22 protein-coding genes and 1 riboswitch are annotated in these 20,530 nt (G+C 29.1%); of the genes, 9 read left to right on the forward strand and 13 right to left on the reverse strand.

Translation table 11 applies throughout. The features are described 5' to 3' along the window. Window positions 1-202 precede the first annotated feature (202 nt). Complete coding sequence (locus tag T514_RS25050; protein WP_242850636.1) at window positions 203-937, reverse strand: ferritin-like domain-containing protein; 735 nt, start codon at window positions 935-937, stop codon at window positions 203-205. A 128-nt stretch (window positions 938-1,065) separates the two neighbouring features. On the opposite strand from T514_RS25050, the gene T514_RS25910 reads away from it, so the two are divergent. Continuing rightward, on the forward strand, window positions 1,066-1,926 hold the full coding sequence (locus T514_RS25910; protein ID WP_051542181.1) for a DUF2935 domain-containing protein: 861 nt from the start codon (window positions 1,066-1,068) through the stop codon (window positions 1,924-1,926). Window positions 1,927-2,167: 241 nt separating this feature from the next. On the opposite strand, the gene T514_RS25055 is transcribed toward T514_RS25910, so the two are convergent. Then, window positions 2,168-2,590 (reverse strand): hypothetical protein, encoded by a 423-nt coding sequence (locus T514_RS25055; protein WP_156940016.1) that lies wholly within the window; start codon window positions 2,588-2,590, stop codon window positions 2,168-2,170. A 12-nt stretch (window positions 2,591-2,602) separates the two neighbouring features. Beyond that, entirely contained in the window at window positions 2,603-3,388 is a 786-nt protein-coding gene (locus T514_RS25060) for an N-acetylmuramoyl-L-alanine amidase (RefSeq protein ID WP_051542183.1), read from the reverse strand. A gap of 143 nt (window positions 3,389-3,531) precedes the next feature. Between T514_RS25060 and T514_RS0119315 the strand changes: the two genes are divergently transcribed. From T514_RS0119315 to T514_RS27430, 3 genes are all read left to right on the forward strand, one after another. Continuing rightward, window positions 3,532-4,050, forward strand: coding sequence for an amidase domain-containing protein (locus tag T514_RS0119315; RefSeq protein ID WP_027626249.1), 519 nt, complete (start codon window positions 3,532-3,534; stop codon window positions 4,048-4,050). 68 nt (window positions 4,051-4,118) lie between these two features. Continuing rightward, a complete protein-coding gene (locus T514_RS0119320; protein WP_027626250.1) occupies window positions 4,119-4,529 on the forward strand; it encodes a hypothetical protein in 411 nt (136 codons plus the stop codon). A gap of 112 nt (window positions 4,530-4,641) precedes the next feature. Next, a complete protein-coding gene (locus T514_RS27430) occupies window positions 4,642-5,043 on the forward strand; it encodes a DUF5661 family protein (RefSeq protein WP_242850637.1) in 402 nt (133 codons plus the stop codon). Between the two features lie 94 nt (window positions 5,044-5,137). Here the strand turns inward: T514_RS27430 and T514_RS0119330 are convergent, their stop codons facing one another. Continuing rightward, window positions 5,138-6,556: a hypothetical protein gene (locus T514_RS0119330; RefSeq protein ID WP_027626251.1), complete on the reverse strand. Its 1,419-nt coding sequence runs from the start codon at window positions 6,554-6,556 to the stop codon at window positions 5,138-5,140. Between the two features lie 133 nt (window positions 6,557-6,689). Here T514_RS0119330 and T514_RS0119335 point away from each other — a divergent pair, with 133 nt between their 5' ends. Together T514_RS0119335 and T514_RS0119340 are read left to right on the forward strand one after the other, a co-directional pair. Next, a complete protein-coding gene (locus T514_RS0119335; RefSeq protein ID WP_027626252.1) occupies window positions 6,690-7,319 on the forward strand; it encodes a cyclase family protein in 630 nt (209 codons plus the stop codon). A 19-nt stretch (window positions 7,320-7,338) separates the two neighbouring features. Continuing rightward, window positions 7,339-8,247: a ribonuclease Z gene (locus tag T514_RS0119340; protein ID WP_027626253.1), complete on the forward strand. Its 909-nt coding sequence runs from the start codon at window positions 7,339-7,341 to the stop codon at window positions 8,245-8,247. Between the two features lie 126 nt (window positions 8,248-8,373). Here the strand turns inward: T514_RS0119340 and T514_RS0119345 are convergent, their stop codons facing one another. After that, window positions 8,374-8,550, reverse strand: a complete 177-nt coding sequence (locus T514_RS0119345) for an H-type small acid-soluble spore protein (protein ID WP_027626254.1) — start codon at window positions 8,548-8,550, stop codon at window positions 8,374-8,376. A gap of 183 nt (window positions 8,551-8,733) precedes the next feature. On the opposite strand from T514_RS0119345, the gene T514_RS0119350 reads away from it, so the two are divergent. Next, entirely contained in the window at window positions 8,734-9,237 is a 504-nt protein-coding gene (locus tag T514_RS0119350; RefSeq protein WP_027626255.1) for a hypothetical protein, read from the forward strand. A 145-nt stretch (window positions 9,238-9,382) separates the two neighbouring features. Further along, complete coding sequence (locus T514_RS0119355; protein WP_027626256.1) at window positions 9,383-9,757, forward strand: hypothetical protein; 375 nt, start codon at window positions 9,383-9,385, stop codon at window positions 9,755-9,757. 234 nt (window positions 9,758-9,991) lie between these two features. On the opposite strand, the gene T514_RS0119360 is transcribed toward T514_RS0119355, so the two are convergent. The 7 genes from T514_RS0119360 to T514_RS0119390 all read right to left on the reverse strand — a co-directional run bounded on the left by T514_RS0119360 (window position 9,992) and on the right by T514_RS0119390 (window position 19,008). Continuing rightward, on the reverse strand, window positions 9,992-10,255 hold the full coding sequence (locus tag T514_RS0119360; RefSeq protein ID WP_027626257.1) for a GIY-YIG nuclease family protein: 264 nt from the start codon (window positions 10,253-10,255) through the stop codon (window positions 9,992-9,994). A gap of 73 nt (window positions 10,256-10,328) precedes the next feature. Next, window positions 10,329-13,466: an AAA family ATPase gene (locus T514_RS0119365; protein WP_027626258.1), complete on the reverse strand. Its 3,138-nt coding sequence runs from the start codon at window positions 13,464-13,466 to the stop codon at window positions 10,329-10,331. A 3-nt stretch (window positions 13,467-13,469) separates the two neighbouring features. Beyond that, the gene (locus T514_RS0119370; protein WP_027626259.1) at window positions 13,470-14,669 is read right to left on the reverse strand and encodes an exonuclease SbcCD subunit D; all 1,200 of its coding nucleotides are present in this window, start codon (window positions 14,667-14,669) and stop codon (window positions 13,470-13,472) included. Between the two features lie 196 nt (window positions 14,670-14,865). Then, window positions 14,866-16,332 carry an amino acid permease gene (locus tag T514_RS0119375; RefSeq protein WP_027626260.1) on the reverse strand — a complete coding sequence of 489 codons (1,467 nt, stop codon included), beginning with the start codon at window positions 16,330-16,332 and terminating at the stop codon, window positions 14,866-14,868. A 132-nt stretch (window positions 16,333-16,464) separates the two neighbouring features. Further along, window positions 16,465-16,641, reverse strand: a riboswitch (Lysine riboswitch). A gap of 102 nt (window positions 16,642-16,743) precedes the next feature. Next, window positions 16,744-18,408, reverse strand: coding sequence for a ribonuclease J (locus T514_RS0119385; protein ID WP_027626261.1), 1,665 nt, complete (start codon window positions 18,406-18,408; stop codon window positions 16,744-16,746). Window positions 18,409-18,494: 86 nt separating this feature from the next. Beyond that, on the reverse strand, window positions 18,495-18,794 hold the full coding sequence (locus T514_RS27715) for a DUF5412 family protein (protein ID WP_169735835.1): 300 nt from the start codon (window positions 18,792-18,794) through the stop codon (window positions 18,495-18,497). Next, window positions 18,742-19,008 (reverse strand): hypothetical protein, encoded by a 267-nt coding sequence (locus T514_RS0119390; protein ID WP_027626262.1) that lies wholly within the window; start codon window positions 19,006-19,008, stop codon window positions 18,742-18,744. The genes T514_RS27715 and T514_RS0119390 overlap by 53 nt, the downstream gene beginning before the upstream one ends. Window positions 19,009-19,132: 124 nt before the next feature. Between T514_RS0119390 and T514_RS0119395 the strand changes: the two genes are divergently transcribed. After that, the gene (locus tag T514_RS0119395) at window positions 19,133-19,378 is read left to right on the forward strand and encodes a hypothetical protein (protein WP_027626263.1); all 246 of its coding nucleotides are present in this window, start codon (window positions 19,133-19,135) and stop codon (window positions 19,376-19,378) included. 126 nt (window positions 19,379-19,504) lie between these two features. Here T514_RS0119395 and mglC read toward each other — a convergent pair whose 3' ends face one another. Next, entirely contained in the window at window positions 19,505-20,518 is a 1,014-nt protein-coding gene (mglC, locus tag T514_RS0119400; RefSeq protein WP_034869717.1) for a galactose/methyl galactoside ABC transporter permease MglC, read from the reverse strand. Window positions 20,519-20,530: the final 12 nt, after the last annotated feature.

Below are 20,530 nucleotides of genomic sequence, written 5' to 3' on the forward strand. Positions count from 1 at the left end.
CTAGGGTGTTCTTGACATGCAATTCATTGTTAATTATATTGTAATTAAGGCATGGAGTTTTACCATGACCTCCATGCCTATAAAATAATTATCATAGAAAGCTATTTACAGAAAAACTTTCACACTCTCTTATTCTCTATTATTTTTTTATTTATTATAAAAAAATCCCCTAGAAAATTTCTAAGGGATCTTTTATTTAAAACTATTTCTGAGATAATAATCCTATACTTTCATCTTCTTGCCACTGTTCTACTTGTCTCATAGCCTCTTCAGCACTCTTACCTGATCCAACAAGTGCTCCAGATAATATAAATTTAGAAAACAAAAATTCTGAATTCATTCCCATACTTTCTTCTTGTAATGCCCTATTTACTAGTGGGTTAATACTGTTTAATAGCTCATTAGCTTCGTCTTTTGACACCTCTTCTTCTATTGTTCTACACTTCCAATTATTTTTGCATAAGTTCATGGTAAGTATATAGTTATATTTAATAGCATGCTTTATTTCATCTGATAAAATTTGAAAAACTATGTCTCTTTGGCATCTATTGGGCAAACCAGCTCTTATTATTCTATATCTTTCCATAGCGCTTAATTCTCCAAAAAACGCCTTTTTAATTCCTTCTATATAATTTCTTGGCCTATCAAACTTTTCTTTATCGCTATCCTTTATAATTTCACCAGTATAACACTTATATATTTCTTTATACCATTTGTTATGATTTCTTTCATCATTTCTAATAGATTTAATTATTTCTTTTTCTTCTTTAGTTGGAGCTAAACAAATTAAATAATCGTATTCTAATTCATCATTTTTTTCTCCTTGTACTGCATCTTTTATTAAACAAAGTGCTTTGTTTAATCCTTCCTGTGTAAAATCCGTACCATAATTAGAACAACACATGTTCCATCCCTCATATGGTCTAGTATAATTCATTATATTTCCTCCAAAATCCAATATCTTATTCACATTTATATTATATGTGAATAATTCCTTATTGTTCCTGCATAAAACATTTTATTAAATAATATATTATTATAGTTGAAATATTTTGGAGGTATAATATGGAAGCAAATATGATGAATATGTATAACTATCCTATGATGGAAATGTGCAACATGTGCATGTATAAAATGTGTTGTCCTATGTTACATGCTCCTATGAACATGATGCCAATGTACCCTATGTGCCCTGAAAGTATACCAATGTTTCCAATGTATGGAGCTAACATGGAGGAAGAAATACTCTTACCTAACATGAGGCTTATGAGAGAGCTTATTGATGACATGGAGGATAAAGAAAATTTAGATGAAATTGATGAAGAGTACCCTTCTACTGAAGAATCCCAGATTAATGATTCTAGTGAAGCCATAAATCCAAGTACTGACAATATAGAATCTAATGAAGCCTATGATACTGTATTAAGTAACGATTTCTTACAATATGCCGATGAAGAAAATACTTTTTACAGATCCGAAAATAAAAATGGAAGAAAAACCTTATATTGTTATACTTCAGTAAATAATTTAAACTGTGTATTTAATGAGTTAATGCTTTGGACAGATATTTCAAGTGAGCATCCTATTTTTATTAAAACCGTAGCAACATTAACTAAAAAGAACTTACCTAAAGAAATTGAAAATAGACTTATGGAAGTTAATAAAATGTTCTCTAATCTTAACAAAAAGGTAGTGTCTTTAAGGAAAAAAGTTACTGCTAATTCAATTCCTCTACCTAATGTTATAACGGAATTAAATAAATTTATAAAGGAATTCTTTAAATACGACGAGTTCTTCTTAGGATTATTAAGTGAAATAAAGTCCTACGGAAAGGAAGATAAAGTTTGGCAAACATTACTAAATCATATAACTCATGAACAAAAATTCATGTATGAACTTTTTCAAAATATAGATAATCAAATTTAAAAAATAGTACATTTTTTTCAGAGTAAAGATAACAGATCACAGAGTACAGATGAAATAGGCTTTCCTTCTGTTAATAATACAAAAACTTAAATTTAACATTTATGCACTTAGCTCTAAAGATAATTGAGATTATTTTTCAAAAACAACTATTTAAAATTTTTCGTAATGTGAACAGAAAGAATTTATCCTTATCTGTACTCTGTACTTTATACTCTGTTGCCTAAAAAATTGCTCATATTTTTTATAATTCTTTTATCTTTACATCTGCTTCATCTATATTTGGATCAAACGTTGGAGCTGGAGTTAACAAATCAGATTGTTTCAACTGCATATTTATCTCTCCTACAACCGCTTCTCTAAAATGATCTAAATCTTCTTCTTTTAATCCAGGTATTCTTTTTAATAACATTTCATTAAATAATTTTTTCTTATCATCTCCTGCCGCTGGAATAAGTTTATACTGTTGCTCCACAGCATAAAAAATACTTTTTGCTGTATTATAAATAATATTATATTGATCTGATCCAATTTGCTTTATCAAAGCCTCCTTCTTTTTAGTTAAATAAGAAACTAACATAGTAATTAAATAAGTACAAACTATACCTAAAACGCTCAATACAGCCTGTACTAATATCTGCATAACTCCATTTTGCAGCGTCTCCATAATATTCCCCCTCTAAAATAGGCTCTTACTTCCTTTAGTTCTAGTAGTGATAATTACTCTATTCCCTTCTTTTTCATCATCTTGGATGGTTAAATAATTATAACGGTCAAGATGTATGTCTATTCTCCCACTATTAGGTATGATTTGAAAATAACCAAATCCTCCTGGGAAGGCATGTACTCCTGGTGAATTAGGTATACTATGATCAATTGCCAGAACATTGCTTCTTTTACCTTCTTCTACTTTTTCATTTCTGGTGACATTTTCTTCTTCAGTATACACATCTACTCCAGTTATACCTTTTATAATTGCATTAGCAAGCTTTTTAGGGCTATACAAATTGCAATCTTCTCTATTGTCACAAAAAAATGGCTCAACTAAAATAGCTATCATTGATGTATATTTTAATACATATAAATTTGTTCTCTTTTGACTCCCTCTATTTACAAAGCCTAATTTACTAATTTCAGTACATATTTTGTCTGCATAACCCTTACCTGCGTCAGAAATATATTCTACTTCGCACCCTCTAGCCTTATCCTTCCTAAATGCATTTACATGAAGAGAAATAAATAAATCTGTTTTATAGTTATTAGCAGCATTAACTCTGTAAGCTAAAGATTGTCCTAAACTCAAATTGGCAGTTGCAGGAGTAACATTTATAACTGTATGTCCTAATAACTTTAATCCATCTATTACTAACTCACCATATTCTCTTATAGCCTTTTCTTCATTTAAGTATCCTTCTGCTCCCCTATCTTCCCCTGTGCCATGTCCAAAATCTATTGCAATTTTCATCTCCTTCTCACCTCAATCATATATAATAATACATAGTATGCAATTAACTTGAATATTGTCTATAAATAACACTTTTGTTTATTATCATTATTAGTAAAATTTCATAAATTATAATGTAGATTAATTTTTAAGAAGGAATAGTTATGTATAACAATCCATATTCAAGAGTAAATGCAGTTAATTATGCTATTACCTATGCATTAACTCCTAATCCCAATTATAAATATTTTCCATTAATAGGTGATAACGGTGGTGATTGTACTAATTTTATTTCACAATGTTTAAGAGCTGGTGGAGCTAGTATGGTATATAACGCATCTCATCCTTGGTGGTATAATCATAATGGGAATTCAAGTACTAAAAATGATACTTGGTCTATACCTTGGGCTGTAGCTCACTCACTTTACTGGACCATAAAAGTAAATTATGAAAAAAAATTATCAGGACCTAAAGGTTTGGAAGTTAATGATATTAATAAGCTTCAAATTGGTGACTTAATATTTTATGAAGATGCTGCAGGGAAAATATTTCATTCTGCCATTATTACTGCTATGCCCAATGGCTATCCTTTAATATCCCAACATAGTTTTGAAGCTTTAAATATTCCCTATGAAAAAACTTGGCGACCTAATAAGGTACATTTTTTGCAAATAACAATTTAAAAGCCTTAATAAAAAATAATAGTCACTTTATCCACTTTTAACATAAATTAAAGTAGGAGTGGATTAATATGAAAAAATCAATGTTATCAATTAAAAAGTATTTTAATTGCACTAACTCAGCTACCAAGGCATTAATATTTTTGGGAATACTTTCTTTAATCCACACTATTATTACAGTGTTCTTTGACTTTTCACAAGGAAGTCCATCAGATGTAGCCATACGTTCTGTTATGTCCAATATATTTGGCTTTATTTTTGGTGAACAAACTGTGGAAAATTCTAATATGAAAAATAAGAACTCCCAGACATGCTTAGCTTTTATGATTGCTTTAGTTTGTTTAACTGTTTCCATGATATCTCATTGGATAAGAACAATATCCCCTACTAATGTAGCCTTAATAGAATTAAGAAATTTATTATTTGTTTCATTAGGTTTTTTATTAAGTCGAGCTAAAAGCGAAAATCAGTCTTCCAAATAAGATAAGAGCAACTACAAAAGTAGTTGCTCTTATCTTATTTAAAACTCTATGCAATTTTTATTCTTATTTACATAAACTAATTATATATAAGGAATCTATTTGGAGGTTTTCTATGTATTCAATGTGCTGCTTTTTTTGCAGAGGAAAATTTATACCTATGAATTATTTCTACACACCTTATTTTTATAATTTTCCAGAAAACGCAAATAATTATTATGGATTAAATTCATATCCATGCAGAAGGAGAAAAAGTTTTACCACTTGTGAGGCTAAAAATATTGGTAGAGCTCTAGGAGTAAAATTTGATAAGTTTGATGTAGAACAATTCAGAATAGGTCTTTGTGTAGAATTAGAACATGGAACACAAAATCCTCTTACTAATATAACAAATGATGACTGTATAATGACGGGAAAAATTACCCTTGCCCATCTTAACGAATATCCTGATTACTATAAGAGATTAACCAAAATGGAAAAAGAAGCAGGAAAATATTGGAATGACAGAGAAAAATAATACTTAAATCTTTATTGTAACCTATTATTTTTTAATAATAGGTTACAATTTAACAATAACTCCAGACTTCTTAGTTAATCTGGAGTTGTTTCTGTTAATTAAGACAATAGAGATATTTAGCATCAATTTCTTCATTATCTAGGGTAATCATTTGAAATATATAGTTTATTCCTTTAGTTAAATTCTTTTCTTTAATTGAAATAATGCTACATCCTATTTTTTTAGGTTCTCCTAATAAAATTATTCTATCTTTAAACCTAACTACCCTTTTTATTTGAAAATTATATACTAGTAATCCTACTTCATCTTTGCTTAATCCTCTGTATTTTTCATCGAATGCTAAACTACCCATTAGATTTTTTTCTTTTTCTTTATCTTTAGGTATTACAAAAAGTTTATGCATATATTGGCAAAGTTTTGTGGGCATATATGCCCATCCCAATTTATAATTCTCTTTCCATGATGGATCATAGATAGGTCTTTTATATCTACTATCACTATATTTTATTGCAAAACTAATATTATCTCCTTTATCTACAGCAGTTTTTATATTTTCTTTATCATATTCTATGTTATTGTATCCAATTTTGCAATTTTTGTTTGTAATTATTAAGTTTTCTCCTAATGGAATATAATATGATAGTTTCTTTTTAAGTTGTAGGTTTTCCATCCTTAACTCTTCTAAGCTTTTCTTTTTTTCCTCTATGTCCATATAATCCTCTTCCTCTGGCAATCTAGAGCTTACAGAATTTTTTTCTATTAACTCTTTTAAATACTTATAATTTATTACGCCACCATAAATATGATCTAGTACATAACCGCCCTTAGTAGAAAGTTGAAATATACATTCTTTTTCTTTTTCACCCTCCAAAAGTAGATTATCTTGAAGTATTGAAATAATTTCTGCACCTTTTCTTGTAGGCTTTCCTATTAAAATAATTTGATTTTTATATTGTTTTATATACTCTACTTTAAAATTATAAATAAGAATATTAATATATTTATGTGCATCATAAAAAATTCCTTCATTAAATCCTAAGCTACCTTCAAAGTCGAAAGCTGAACTAGCTCCTAATGGATAAATGAATATATTATGGGATGCTTCTGAAACCTTTTTAGGAAAATATACCCAATCCCTAAACCAAAAATCTTTCCAATCTGATGTATATATTGGCCTACTATACTGTGGATTATCATATATCTTTTTAAATTCTACATCTACTCCCTTACTAATAACTTTTTTTAACGGATAAGTTTTAATCTCATTCTTATCTTTATCATAACCTCTATTTTCTTCTTCAAATAATGTCTTTTTCTCTACAGGCAACATATTTTCTAGAACATTTTTGAAATTATAGTTTTCCATGATTAATCTGTCTTTTTCTTTTTCATTAGACAAATTTATTGCACTAACACTATTGAATCTATATGTATTAATAGGTATAGTAATTATTATAATACTAAACAAAAATACTTTTACTATTCTTTTTCTATAAAAAGATATTGTTTGCATAAAATTTCACCTTCGGTTTCACGTAATACTTAATTTTAGTCTTTGTATTTCTTTTATTATTTATTCCATAGCTAGCATTTGTAACATAACAACAACTGCTACGTTGCTTTATGAATTCTTATAAGGAGGTATTATGAAATATATTGATTTATCTCATTGTATAGAAAATAATATGATATCATTTTGCGAGGAGGAAATTCCTCACATATATGGGCTATCTTCTATAAAAAAAGATGGCTATGATGTAAAAAAGCTTATTATAACCACTCACACTTCTACTCATGTAGATGCTCCTAAACACATATTTGAACACGGTAAAAGTATAGACCAAATTTCTTTGGATACCTTTTCAGGAAAAGCTTTAACCATAGATTGTACTAAAGTAGATAGCTGTATAGATTTAGATATTCTAAATTCATATAGTTTAGATAATATAGATTTTATATTGTTCTATACTGGTTATGATAAGGTTTGGAATAGTATTGAGTTCCTAAAAAATTACAAATATCCATCTAGTAAGTTATGTGAATATCTATGTAAATCTCATATAAAAGGGATAGGAGTAGATACTATATCTATAGATGACGAGAATAATCATCACTTACCAAACCATCATATCCTTTTAGAAAAAGAAAAATTAGTTATTGAAAATTTAAATAATCTACACTATATTTTAAATAAAAAGGTTGATTTATTTATATTTCCATTAAAAATAAGCTCTGGAGATGGTTCTCCTGTAAGAGCTATTGCAAAAATTTTATAACAAATTAGGCGGTGACAATATGCTAAATATAACATTACTTGGTTCTGGAGGCAGTTTACCTACAGCAAATAGATTCTTAACTTCTCTTTTAATTAATTATGATGGAAATAAAATACTAGTTGATTGTGGTGAGGGTACCCAAGTGTCAATGAAAATAAATAAAACTGGTTTTAAGGATATTGGGATTATTTGTTTTACTCATTTTCACGCTGACCACGCATTAGGACTTCCTGGACTTTTACTTACCATAGCCAATAGTGGTAGAACAGAACCTTTAACTATTATTGGTCCTAAAGGCTGTAACGAAGTAATACATGGTCTTAGAGTATTGTGTCCTGAACTTCCTTATGAAATAAATATTATAGAGAACACTGAGTCTTGTGAAAATATTTTTTCCACAGATGATTTAATCCTAAGCACCTTAAATTTAGATCACACTCTTCCTTGTAATGGATATAATTTTTCACTTAAAAGAAGGGCTAAATTTGATGTAGCAAAAGCCTTAGAAAACAAAGTTCCAAAATCTTTATGGAGTAAACTTCAAAAAGGTAACTATATAGATTATGAAGGAAAAACCTATTATCCTCAGATGGTATTAGGTGATAATAGACAAGGTTTAAAGATTACTTACATAACAGATACAAGGCCTATTGATGAAATTATTTCTTTTGCTGAAAATAGCAACTTATTCATATGCGAAGGTATGTATGGAGATGATAGCAATTTAGATAAAGCCTTAATAAATAAACATATGCTATTTTCAGAAGCAGCAACTTTAGCTTTTAAATCAAATGTAAAAGAACTTTGGCTAACTCACTTTAGTCCTAGTTTAACTGATCCTGAAAATTATATTGAACAAACCAGAAATATCTTTAAAAATACTAAAATTGGTACTGATGGTATGACGAAAATCTTATCCTTTACTTGAAAATAGAAAAGTGCATCGCACTTTTCTATTTTCAACAATAAAGAAGATTTTTTCTCTATTCATATTTGAAAAATCTAATTGAAAGTTAAGGAAACTTTTTGTTTTCAAAAAGCATTTAATATAAATTTATACTTCTTTTAACTCTGAAACGTTTACCACAAATTTATTATCGTTATTTAAATCTTTTACTAACACTTCATTATTATCCTTGTTTATCGTCTCCAACCAAACTAAATTTCCATTATAACTTACATTTATTACACCTAAAGATTGTTTTATTTCCATAGCCCTGTGTAAATCCATAGTTATCTCTCCTTTTATACTTGTATTTATTAAATATATTATTCCCTTTAAATAATACAGTATGTCTATGAATATAATGTTTTTCTTCCTTTAATTTAATATAAATCAAAAAACTAAATAGTATAAATAGATTATTAATTGCTAAATATAAGATTGTACTTAAATCAAAAGGAGTGAATTACAATGGATGAGAAAAATAAAAAAGTATTAGAAAGCTTTTATGAAAAAAAAGCTGATGCAGAAGTTGGAGCAGAATTAGGTAATCTTAAAGATCAACTTAATGCTATGGAAAGTACATTAAATCAACTAAAAACAACTGCAATGTCAAATCCAAGTCAAGAGCAGGGAGGTCAAATGCAAAATCAACAAAGTCAACAGACTGCAGTCAAGCTTTCAAAACAAATACAAAACTTTAGACAAGAAGCGCAGCAACAACAGCAGCAGTCTGAACAACAATTGCAACAAGCTGTACAACAGGCAATGTGTGCATTAAATCAAGCTAGCCAACAAATTATATCTCATCAGGTTCTTTCTCAAATGAACCAAATAATAGATCAGGCTCAGAATCAATTAAATCAAATGGGATCTCAGGGACAGCAGGGTCAACAAGGACAGCAAGGCCAACAAAATCAACAAAGTAATAATAATCAAATGTCACAAAAAAATTCATCAAATTCTTGCAAATAAGCAAAAATGGACCAACATTCCAATAACTTACGTACGAGTTATTTGATACCACATGTGGTATCAATATAAATATATATTTCGCTATAAGATGGTTAAACTACATGTAGACTCAAATAAATTATAAATTTTGAAGGGAGTAATATTCATGGATAATAGAAGTTTAGAAGAAACAAAAAGATTAAATGCTCAATCAAGAGCTAATAAAGGCATGTCTGGTGCTGCAGGTAGCAGTATGACTAATAGTGCTAGTAGTTCTAACTTAGAGGAAACTAGACAGTTAAACGCTCAATCAAGAGCTAATAGTGGCATGACTAGTAGTGCAGGTGCTGGTATGACTAGTAGCACTAATAATTATGATTTAGAAGAAGCCAAAAGATTAAATGCTGAATCAAGAGCTAATGGTGGCATGACTAGTAGTACAGGTGCTGGTATGACTAGTAGCACTAATAACTATGATTTAGAAGAAGCTAAAAGATTAAACGCTCAGTCAAGAGCTAATAGAGGAAATTCTATGCAGTAAAATTAAATAGGCAGATTTTATTCTGCCTATTTTAATTTATCCGATAACTACCCTTCGAAATATTCCCTACACACTCTGTGAAAGCGATTCACAGAGAATCAAAGATTTTGATTCTCTGCTTTTCTAAAGTTGGGAGGTATTAGAACTCTCTTAATAAGATTCAGATGAAGAAAGCGTAGTTCTCTTAATAAAACTCCGTCTGAACCTAAGAATCACTTGATATTATTAAACGGTCTAAAGTTCAGTAATATTAAAATTTTCATGAGAAATGAGTTTTATTTTATCTTTTTTAGCTAGCCTTTTAATAGCATATTCTCTCTTTTGTGCTGAAATTTTATCTTCATATTTTTCAAAATAAACTAACTTAACTGGAAGTCTTGCTCTTGTATATTTTGCTCCCTTACCCTTAGAATGGGTTTCTATTCTCTTATTTAAATTATTAGTCCAACCAGTATACAGAGTTCTATCTGCACATTCTAATATATAAACATAGCACATTACCCTTATCCCCTTCTATATAGTAAATAATAAAGAATTAATAATAGGAAGTAAAGATCAATTTTACTTTTCACTAAATATGAAACTTTGTTTTACTTCCTTCCTTTGCAGGCGTTATTTCTAACCTTGCATCCACTCGTTCCTTAAGCTCAGGAACATGCGATATTATTCCTACTAATCTTCCACCCTTTTGTAGATCAATTAAACACTGAATGGCATTATCTAAGGATTCTGGATCTAAGGTACCAAACCCTTCATCTATAAATATAGTATCCAAACTTATTCCTCCAGCATGACATTGAACTACATCTGCTAATCCTAATGCTAAAGCTAGGGATGCTTTAAAACTTTCTCCACCAGATAAGGTCTTTACATGACGTGCTTTTCCAGTATAATTATCAAACACCTCCAATTCAAGACCTTGCTGCTTTATTCCTTTACCCTTTTCTTCTTTTCTTTTAAGTATAAATCGTCCTCCTGCCATTTTGCTTAGTCTTACATTAGCAGTATTTATTATTTCATCAAAATATGCAGCTAAAACATATCTTTCAAAGGTTATTCTTTCTGAATTATCACCATTAGCAATTCTAGCTAATTCACCAATAACACTATAATTTTCTTCATCCTTTGCTATAATCTTATTTATTTTATTAATTTCCATCAAAGCTTTATTGTTGTTACTTTGTCTTGAAAATAACTTCTTTTCTCTTTCTTCTAAATTTTGTTCTTCTAATTTAATTTCTTCTAATTTTTTTCTTAAATCATCAATTGAAACCTCTTCTAATCCTCCTGTATCCTTTATAGCCTTTTCTAATCTATCCTTTAATGACTTTAGATTTTGACCATACTCTAATATATCTTTTTCTAAAAGCTTAATTTTCTCTTCTGACATTTTCAATAGTGTATATTCACTAAACTCTTTAAAACCTGCTTCCTTAATATTATTATTTAGCTGTTCTTCCCAGAACTTAACTTCCTTTATTGCATCTTCTACATTTTTACTTTTTATCTTTATATCTGCTTTACCAGAAACATAAGCTGTATTTGCTTTATTATAGCATTCTTCTGCTAATTTATATGCCTTTTCCAGCTCTATAAGTCTTTCTTGTAATTCATTAATTCTTGATGAAAGCTTGGCAAAAGATCGTATTTCCTCAGGAATTTCCTTTTCTATGCTTATAAGAAGTTCTTCTTCACTTTTTACAACTCCATAAAGCTCTGTATATTCTTTTTCTCTTTTTTGGATTAATACTTCTTTATTTTTTATATCTTCAATTAATTTTACTATGTTATTTTCTAATTCTATTTTCTTTTCTGCAATTTTTGTAAGTTTAATTTGTTCTTCTTTTAAAACATTTAAATCTTGAGCTATTTCTTTTCCTTTGGTTCCTAAATAAAAAAGCATATCCTTTATTTCAATTATATTTATATCTTCTTCTAGAACATGGTTCAACTTATCTTTTTGTTCTAATAACATCTGATAACTATTCTTTATAACTCCATTTAAATCTGAAAGTTTTTGCAGCCTTCTATCCCTATCTTCTTTTAATATATCAAATTTATCTTTTGCTTCTTTAAGCTCTTCTTCTGTAGGGACTCCATGAATTAACTGAGCAACATTAGGATGATGTGTAGAACCACATACTGGACATTGCATACCTTCTTTTAAGTCCCTTGCTAAAAGACCTGCTTGCCCTCTTCTAAAGTTATCTTCCATTAATTCATATTGGGATTTAATTTTATTATAATCCTTATCAAATTCTTCAAAACTTTCCTTGTCATTATTATATACTTGAAGTCTATTTAAGTACTCCTTAGTATTTTTGTAAAAGCTTCTCATTTCATCACAAAGTAAGTTTTTCTCATATACAGCTCTATCTAATTTCTCCTTATAAGTTTCTGCCTTTTCTGCCTGAATTAAATTGTTATTAGCATTTTCTAATTTAACTTTTTCTTCATTTTGAGATAATCTAATTTCTTTTAATAAATTATCTTTATTATTAAGACTTTCTCTTAACTTAACTATTTTTAGGCTTTTCTCTTCATAATTTTTAACTTTTTCTTCCCAAGTCTTAAGGGTTGCTATACTATCTGAAAGCTTCTTTCTTTTGCTCTCCTTAACCTGTTCCTTTTCTAAATTCTCCTTGCTTATAATTAAATTATTCTCGCACTTTTTAAGTTCTTCTTCTCCATGATTATATTGAATTTGCCTTAACTTTAGATTATTCTTCCTATCTATAAAAGAATCCTCTACTACTTTTACCTGTAAGGCCTTCCTTCCTTTTTGTAGCAGAATCTGTTTTTCTTCATATTCCTTTCCTTTTGATAAATAGGATTTATAGAGATTTTGGAGATCTTCTTTTTCTTTAATCTTCTTATTTATTTCTTCTCCTTCAATAATACTTTTCTGAAGTTTTTCTGCATCATTTTTAATATTCTTAATCTGGCTAGTTAATTTTTTTCTATATTCCTCATCATTTTTTATAAGTTCCTTTGTCTTCTCTATTATTTCATTTATATTTAAATCTTCCGCATTTATAAGTTTTAATAAAATTTCATCTCCATGAGCTTCTATATGTTTTACATGAGTGTCCCTTTGAGTTTTAGTATTACTAATTTTTTTATATATACACTTCTTTTTATCGTCAAGCTTCCTTTGGATAGTTTCAAAATCTTGAGTACCAAAAATTTTTCTAAATATAACTTCCCTCTCTGTACTATCTGCTTCTAATAATTTTCTAAATTCTCCTTGTGGAAGCATTACTATTTGTCTAAATTGACTTTTATTAATACCCAAAATATTATTTATATTTTCATCTACATTATTAACCTTTGATATCACCTTTTCATCAGGAAGATATAAATAAGCCTCCGCACTTTTAAAGGTAAATCCCTCTCCTCTTGATCTTTTTCTCTCTTGTTGAGGATATCTTATTATTTTGTATTCTTTCCCTTTAAGCTCAAATTCCAATTCTACATATGTAGGAGTTTCAGATAATGCAAAATCACTTCTTAGACCATCCTTATCTCTATTAGTTCCTGAAGCTTCTCCAAAAAGAGCATAACTTATAGCATCAAATATAGTAGTTTTTCCAGCTCCTGTAGGTCCAGTAATTAAAAATATATTTTTGTCCTGTAACTTTCTAAAATCTACTTCTTCAACTCCAGCATAAGGGCCAAATGCACTCATTATGAGCTTTAGCGGTTTCATATACTATTTCACCTCTCTTTCTACTTCTTCTATTACATCTTTCACTATATCAATCTTTTCTTCTGTTAACTTTTTATCAGATATAGCTGCATAAAATTCTTCAAAAAGTTGTAATTTTGACTTATTTTCATATCCTAGTGAAGCTGCTGTTTTACTTTCACTTGTTTTTTCTATTATTTCTCTATTTAACCCCATAATATTAGGATATACTGCTCTTAATTTTGATATAGGATCTACTAATTCTCCTTCATCTGTGAGTATAGCATATATATAATCTTCAACATTTTCTTCTCCATAGACCTTGGGATTAATTAGCTCATTTAATGGGCCTTTAATAATTCTCATATCTCTTTTAGGAACAAGTTCCTTTAACTCTACAGAAACTTCACCAGCTTCATTTATATTAACTATAGTTACCCCTTTTTTATGATTTGTTTCTGAAAATGAATATTTTAATAAGGATCCTGAATATCTTATTTTATCACTTCCAACCTTTTGTGCACCATGAAGATGTCCTAAAGCTGTGTAATTAAATAAGCTAAAATATTCTCCACTTATTAAATCTGTACCACCAATACTTAAAGGTCTTTCAGAATCAGAAATTTTAAGACCTGCCCTGATATTTTCTTCTTCTATCTTTTCTAAATTTTTATCTTTCATAAAAGTCACATATCCATGAGCTATCATTATATTCTTCTCATTTTCCTTTGTATGTTCCTTTATTTCTTGAATAATTTTCTTCATAGCTTTATCATGTGTTATTATTTCATCATCCTTAAATATACTTCTTACTTCTCTTGGATCTGCATAAGGCACTAAATAAAAATTCACAACACCAAATTCATCATGAAGAGTTACTTTTTTTATTTTTTTATTAAACATTCCTGCTATGTACAATCCATTTTTTATTAAAATGTTACTTCCAAAAGATAATCTTTCCCCACTATCATGATTTCCTCCTATAGCTAATATAGGTGTTTTTAAGTCTAATAAGATTTTAGTAAATACATTGTCTAAAAGCTGTACCGCTTCTACAGGCGGTATACTTCTATCATATAAATCTCCCGCTATTATCAAAGCATCAGGCTTTTCTTCTTCAATGATTTTTATTAACTTGCTTAAAATAAATTCTTGATCATCTATCATACTAAATTCATTTACAATTTTTCCTATATGCCAATCTCCAGTGTGAATTATTTTCATTTAATATATACACCTCCTGTAATTACTTTGCTTTTAAAGCTTATGTCTATTATATACCATTTAAATTATAAATTATAAAAAATAAAAAGAACATATGTAAATTTGCTTTATACAAATACACATATGCTCTATAATATACTAAATTAATAATGAAGAAAATTTTCCTTTAATTATCTCTTATAAACTTTAGAATAAATTATGAAGTAGCTTCTAACTCCTCATTATTTTCATCAATATTATCAAAATCTACATCCATTAAATCAATAACTTTTGTATTGTGTTTTTTCTTATAACCTATCCATAATGCTAAAAATAATGGCAATCCTATATATGATGAAATTACTCCACTCCAATCTATTTTATCGGCTTGGAAATAAGTAATGCCTTGACCTAGAACAACAACACTACATAATGCTAGCGCTATAATTGGTCCTATTGGAAATAATTTAGCTTTGTATTTTAATTTGCTTAAATCACGTCCTTGGGCAACATAAGCTCTACGAAAACGATAATGACATAGTGCTATACCTAACCATGCTACAAAACCAGCAAGTCCTGATGCAGCTACAAGCCATACATACACTGTACTTTCTGCATAAAGTCCTGTTAAACAGCAAGCTGATGCTACTAATGTAGTTAATAGTACTGAATTTACAGGTACTCCTCTTGAATTAAGCTTTCCAAGCCATGCTGGAGCTTTTCCTTCTTTAGCCATAGCATATAGTATTCTACTTGATGCATACATTCCTGAATTACCACAGGATAATACTGATGTTAAAATTACTGCATTCATTATAGAGGCCGCTGCTGCAATACCAACTTTTTCAAATATCAATGTAAATACACTAGTGTCAACTCCTGCATTTGTATAAGGAATTAATGCACCTACAACAAATATAGTTCCTAAATAAAATAATAAAATTCTCCAAAATATTGTATTTATTGCTTTAGGTATATTCTTCTCTGGATCTTCACTTTCACCTGCTGCAATACCTACAAGTTCTGTTCCTTGAAATGAAAATCCTGCGATTAGAAATACCATAAAAATTGATTTAACTCCACCAACAAATGGTGCTTCGCCAACTGTAAAGTTTTTAAAGCCTACAGATTCTCCACCTAATATTCCTAAAATAGTAGCAATACCTATAATTAAAAATACAATAACAGTAACTACTTTAATACTTGCAAACCAAAACTCTGATTCTCCATATGCTTTAGCTGAAAAAAGATTAAGTCCAACTATTAATGTAAGAAATAAAACACTCCATACAATGGCCGGCACATTAGGAAACCAAAATTTCATAATAAGTGCTCCTGCTACCATTTCAGCCGCTACAGTAATAGCCCAATTATACCAGTAGTTCCATCCAAGTGCAAAGCCCATTGCCGGATCAACAAATTTTGATGCATAAGTTCCAAATGAACCTGCCACAGGCATAAAAGTTGCCATTTCTCCTAAGCTAGTTATTAAAAAATAAACCATAACTCCTATACAAGCATATGCTACTAGAGCACCTCCTGGACCAGCTTGTTTAATAGTAGCTCCTAGAGCTAAAAATATACCTGTCCCAATAGCTCCTCCCATAGCAATCATATTAAGATGCCTTGCAGTTAAACTTCTTTTTAATTCATTATTATTTTCTTCCTTTGTAATATTACTCATTTTTTTCCCCCTTATCGGTATTTTTTCCGATAAGTGAAATAACTAAGATAAACATAATAAAAAATACCCTGAGAGTACACTCAGGGTATTGAAATATGTATTTACACACAAAATACATATTAAAATTCCACATCGAATGATAGCTCTCCACAAACTTAATTTGTGACAGTTTTGTATATATTCTATACAATCCCAGCAATACAGTATTAAAAGCATCTACTGTATACTTCGGCAAAATTTCCTTTTACACTGCTTCATAGTGCTTTTCTCCACAATGTTACTCTTAAATTCTGCGCCTCTACCTCAGTTATTCACTTATGATTTTTTTATTATACAATTAATTTTATTCTTAGTAAAGTGCAATTTATGGTAATTACATAATTTTTTTAATTATTTATACAAATTTTGTAATTAGACTTCCATGATGATAGGTAAAACAATTGGTCTTCTTTTTGTTTTTTCATACAAAAACTTTTCTAAAGAATTTTTCATACTAGCTTTTAAAACATACCACTCAATAATTTTATTATCTAAACAATCCTGTAACTCTTTTCTAACAATTTCCTTTGATTCATTTATTAAAGCTTCTGATTCTTTTGCATATACGAATCCTCTAGTAATTATATCTGGTCCTGCAATAATACTATAAGATTCCTTCTCTATAGTAGTAACTATAGTTATTATTCCATCTTGAGCTAAATGTCTTCTATCCCTTAATACTATATTTCCTACATCACCTACTCCAAGTCCATCTACAAATACTGAACCAGTAGGAACTCTTCCTACTATCTTTGTTTCTTTTGAAGATAAATTTAAAACTTGCCCTGTTTGTAAAATAAATATATTTGAATTATCCATACCTAATCTTTGAGCTAATTCTGCATGATGCTTTAAATGTCTATATTCACCATGTACAGGCATAAAATACTTAGGATGCACTAATGTATGAATCAGCTTTAATTCCTCTTGATAGGCATGACCTGATACATGCACTTCTTCTAGATCTTCATAAATTACATTTGCACCCTTTTTAAATAACTGATTAATTACTCTTGATATCATCTTACCATTACCTGGAATTGGAGAAGCAGAAATAATAAACAAATCCTTTGGTTCAATAGTAATTTTTCTATGATTGGAAAAGGCTATTCTAGCAAGAGCTGCCATAGCTTCTCCTTGACTTCCTGTAGTTATTATTGTTACCTGCTCATTAGGATAATTTCGTATTTCATCTACACTTATCATTTTACCCTCAGGTATATGGAGATATCCTAGTTCCATAGCCACCTGTGATATATTTTCCATACTTCTTCCACTAAAGGCTACTCTTCTTCCATATTCCATGGAAGCATTTATTATCTGCTGCATTCTATGAATATTGGATGCAAAAGTCGCTACAATAACTCTTCCTTCGGCATTAGAAAATATCCTATTAAAGGTTTCACCTATAGTTTTTTCTGAAATTGAATGACCTTGACGTTCCACATTAGTACTATCAGCCATAAGTAATAATACTCCTTTTTTACCTAAGTCTGAAATACGTGCTAAATCCATAACTCGCCCATCAATAGGAGTATAATCTATTTTAAAATCACCAGTGTGGAAAATCACTCCAATTGGTGTATGAATAGCAATAGCACAAGAATCAGCTATGCTGTGTGTAACTCTTATAAATTCTATTTTCAACTCTCCAACTTCTATTATATCTCCTGCTTCTATACCATTAAGCTTACAATCTGATAGTATATCATGCTCTTTTAATTTATTTTCAACTATTCCTAATGTGAGTCTTGTACCATAAACAGGTACATTTAATTGCTTTAAAATATAGGGCAATGATCCTATATGATCTTCATGTCCATGAGTTAGAAAAATACCCTTTACCTTATCTGCATGATTTAATAAATAAGTTACGTCAGGAATTACTAAATCTACACCATACATCTCCTCTTCTGGAAAAGAAACTCCACAATCTATAACAATAATGTCATCTTTATATTCAATAGCTGTTATGTTCTTGCCAATCTCTCCAAGTCCTCCTAAAGGGATGATTTTTACACTATTATCAGTTTCCAAGTTATTCCCTCCTCACTAAATCTCCTTTCTACTATTTTGCCTTCAAATACAGAATTTAATACTTTCCCTTTGAAAAATTCTTTTAATCATAATCTTTTATCCACTTTACATTTTGACTGAATATCAATTATTGTTCCATTTATATCAATATAATTATCATCTATCCATCTAATATAACTTCCTTCTTCCCAATATCGGTCATTATAAATAGTTCTTTCTTTTTTAAAAATATTAAAGTATTTTTTATCTAAATTAACTTTTATATCTCCTCCTAAAGCTCCTTGGTCAACTAATATAACTCGTACACTATATTTCCCGTTTGGAGAAGTATTTTCATATACTAACTTGTCTGCTATAAAATAATATCTTACAAATACTGTACTTATAAATAGGAATTAAAAAGCTCTGATTAATCTGTGTATTATATCTTTTACTAAGTGTTATTATTAATAGACTTGATAAAATAATATAGATTAAATAATAAATATTTTGAGCTGTTTTAGAAATAAAGTATATATTATTTAAAGTTAGCAAGGTAAAAATCATAGTAATTCCACCTAAAATTAGTATTGTTTTATCTTTTAGTATTTCTAACTTCATTGATAATCCTCCTAGTATAATTAGTTTATGTTATAACTACAATGATGAACAATTTAATATTTTTAAAAAAGCAATATATAGTATTATTTATAGTATAATATATATAAATAAAGGAAGTGATATTATGGATGTTGTATATAAAAGAAGGATTATTCTTATAGAAATTTATTTACTTATGATTTTTATATGCTATAAATTATTTAATATAGATGTATTATCAATAATAGCAAGTATATGTAATCTTATTTTTGGCACTCTTTTTTTGATATCTGATAAATTTTATAATTGGATAACTATAGAACCAAATAAACAAAGAAGAATAATGATTATTATTGCTGCATATCTTTCGGTTTTTCCATTAATATTATAATAAAAAGCTTCCTTCACTCTCAATTCTCAATTTTCCACTTTCAACTATAAACACTTAAAAGGCTTTCCACCTACATTTAAATAGATAGAAAGCCTTTTCTCTTTTCTTAATATATCTTTATATTCATTATCTCTTTGCAAGATATTTACGTATATCAAAAGCTACAGCGCCGATAATGATTAAACCTTTAACAACTTGCTGCCAGTAAGCTGATACTCCAAGTATAACAAGTCCATTATTTAAAACTTCAAATATAAGTACACCTGTAATAATACCAGATACTTTTCCTATACCACCAGAGGTAGATACTCCACCAATTGTTGCCGCAGCTATGGCATCAAGTTCATACATAAGCCCATAGTTATTTGTTGCTCCTCCAGTTCTAGCTGCAAGTAAAGCTCCTGCTAAACCATATAGAGCACCTGCAAGGGCATATACCTTTATTAATGTAGCATCAACATTAACTCCAGATACTTCTGCAGCATTTGGATTACCACCTATAGCGTAAATATATTTACCAAAACGAGTTTTATTATAAATAAACCAAATTAAAAATATTACTATAGCTGCTATAATAACTAAATTTGGTATATTTAAAAAACTCCCCGAAGCAATGCTTGTAAAATCATTTCTTAATCCACCAATAGGCTGAGCATTAGTATAAATACAAGCTAGTCCATATACAATTACCATCATACCTAAAGTAGCTATAAATGGTGGTACTTTCAAGTAAGCTACTACAACACCATTAATTACTCCAATAAGTAATCCAACACATATAGCTAAAAGTATTGGAACAAATAGCGGCATCGTTGGTATATTTTTAAATATTTTATATTCATAATCTGGTCTTTGTAATAAACTTGCAGCAATACAAGCAGTAAATCCAACAACACGTCCAGCAGAAAGGTCAGTACCTCGAGTAATCAATGCTCCACTAACACCTAGGGCAATTATAGCACGGACGGAAGCTATGATAAATACATTACGAATATTAGCAACTGAAAGGAAACTACTATCTAATACTCCAATTCCAATTAGAAGAGCTGCAAGCACTAAATATATAGCATTCTTACTAGCAAATTCTTTTATGGATTTATTATTAATTTTACTTTCAGGTTTTACATTTTCATCTGACATATCCAAAAGCCC

It is taken from the genome of Clostridium lundense DSM 17049 (genome assembly GCF_000619945.1).
GTDB lineage: Bacteria > Bacillota > Clostridia > Clostridiales > Clostridiaceae > Clostridium_AO > Clostridium_AO lundense.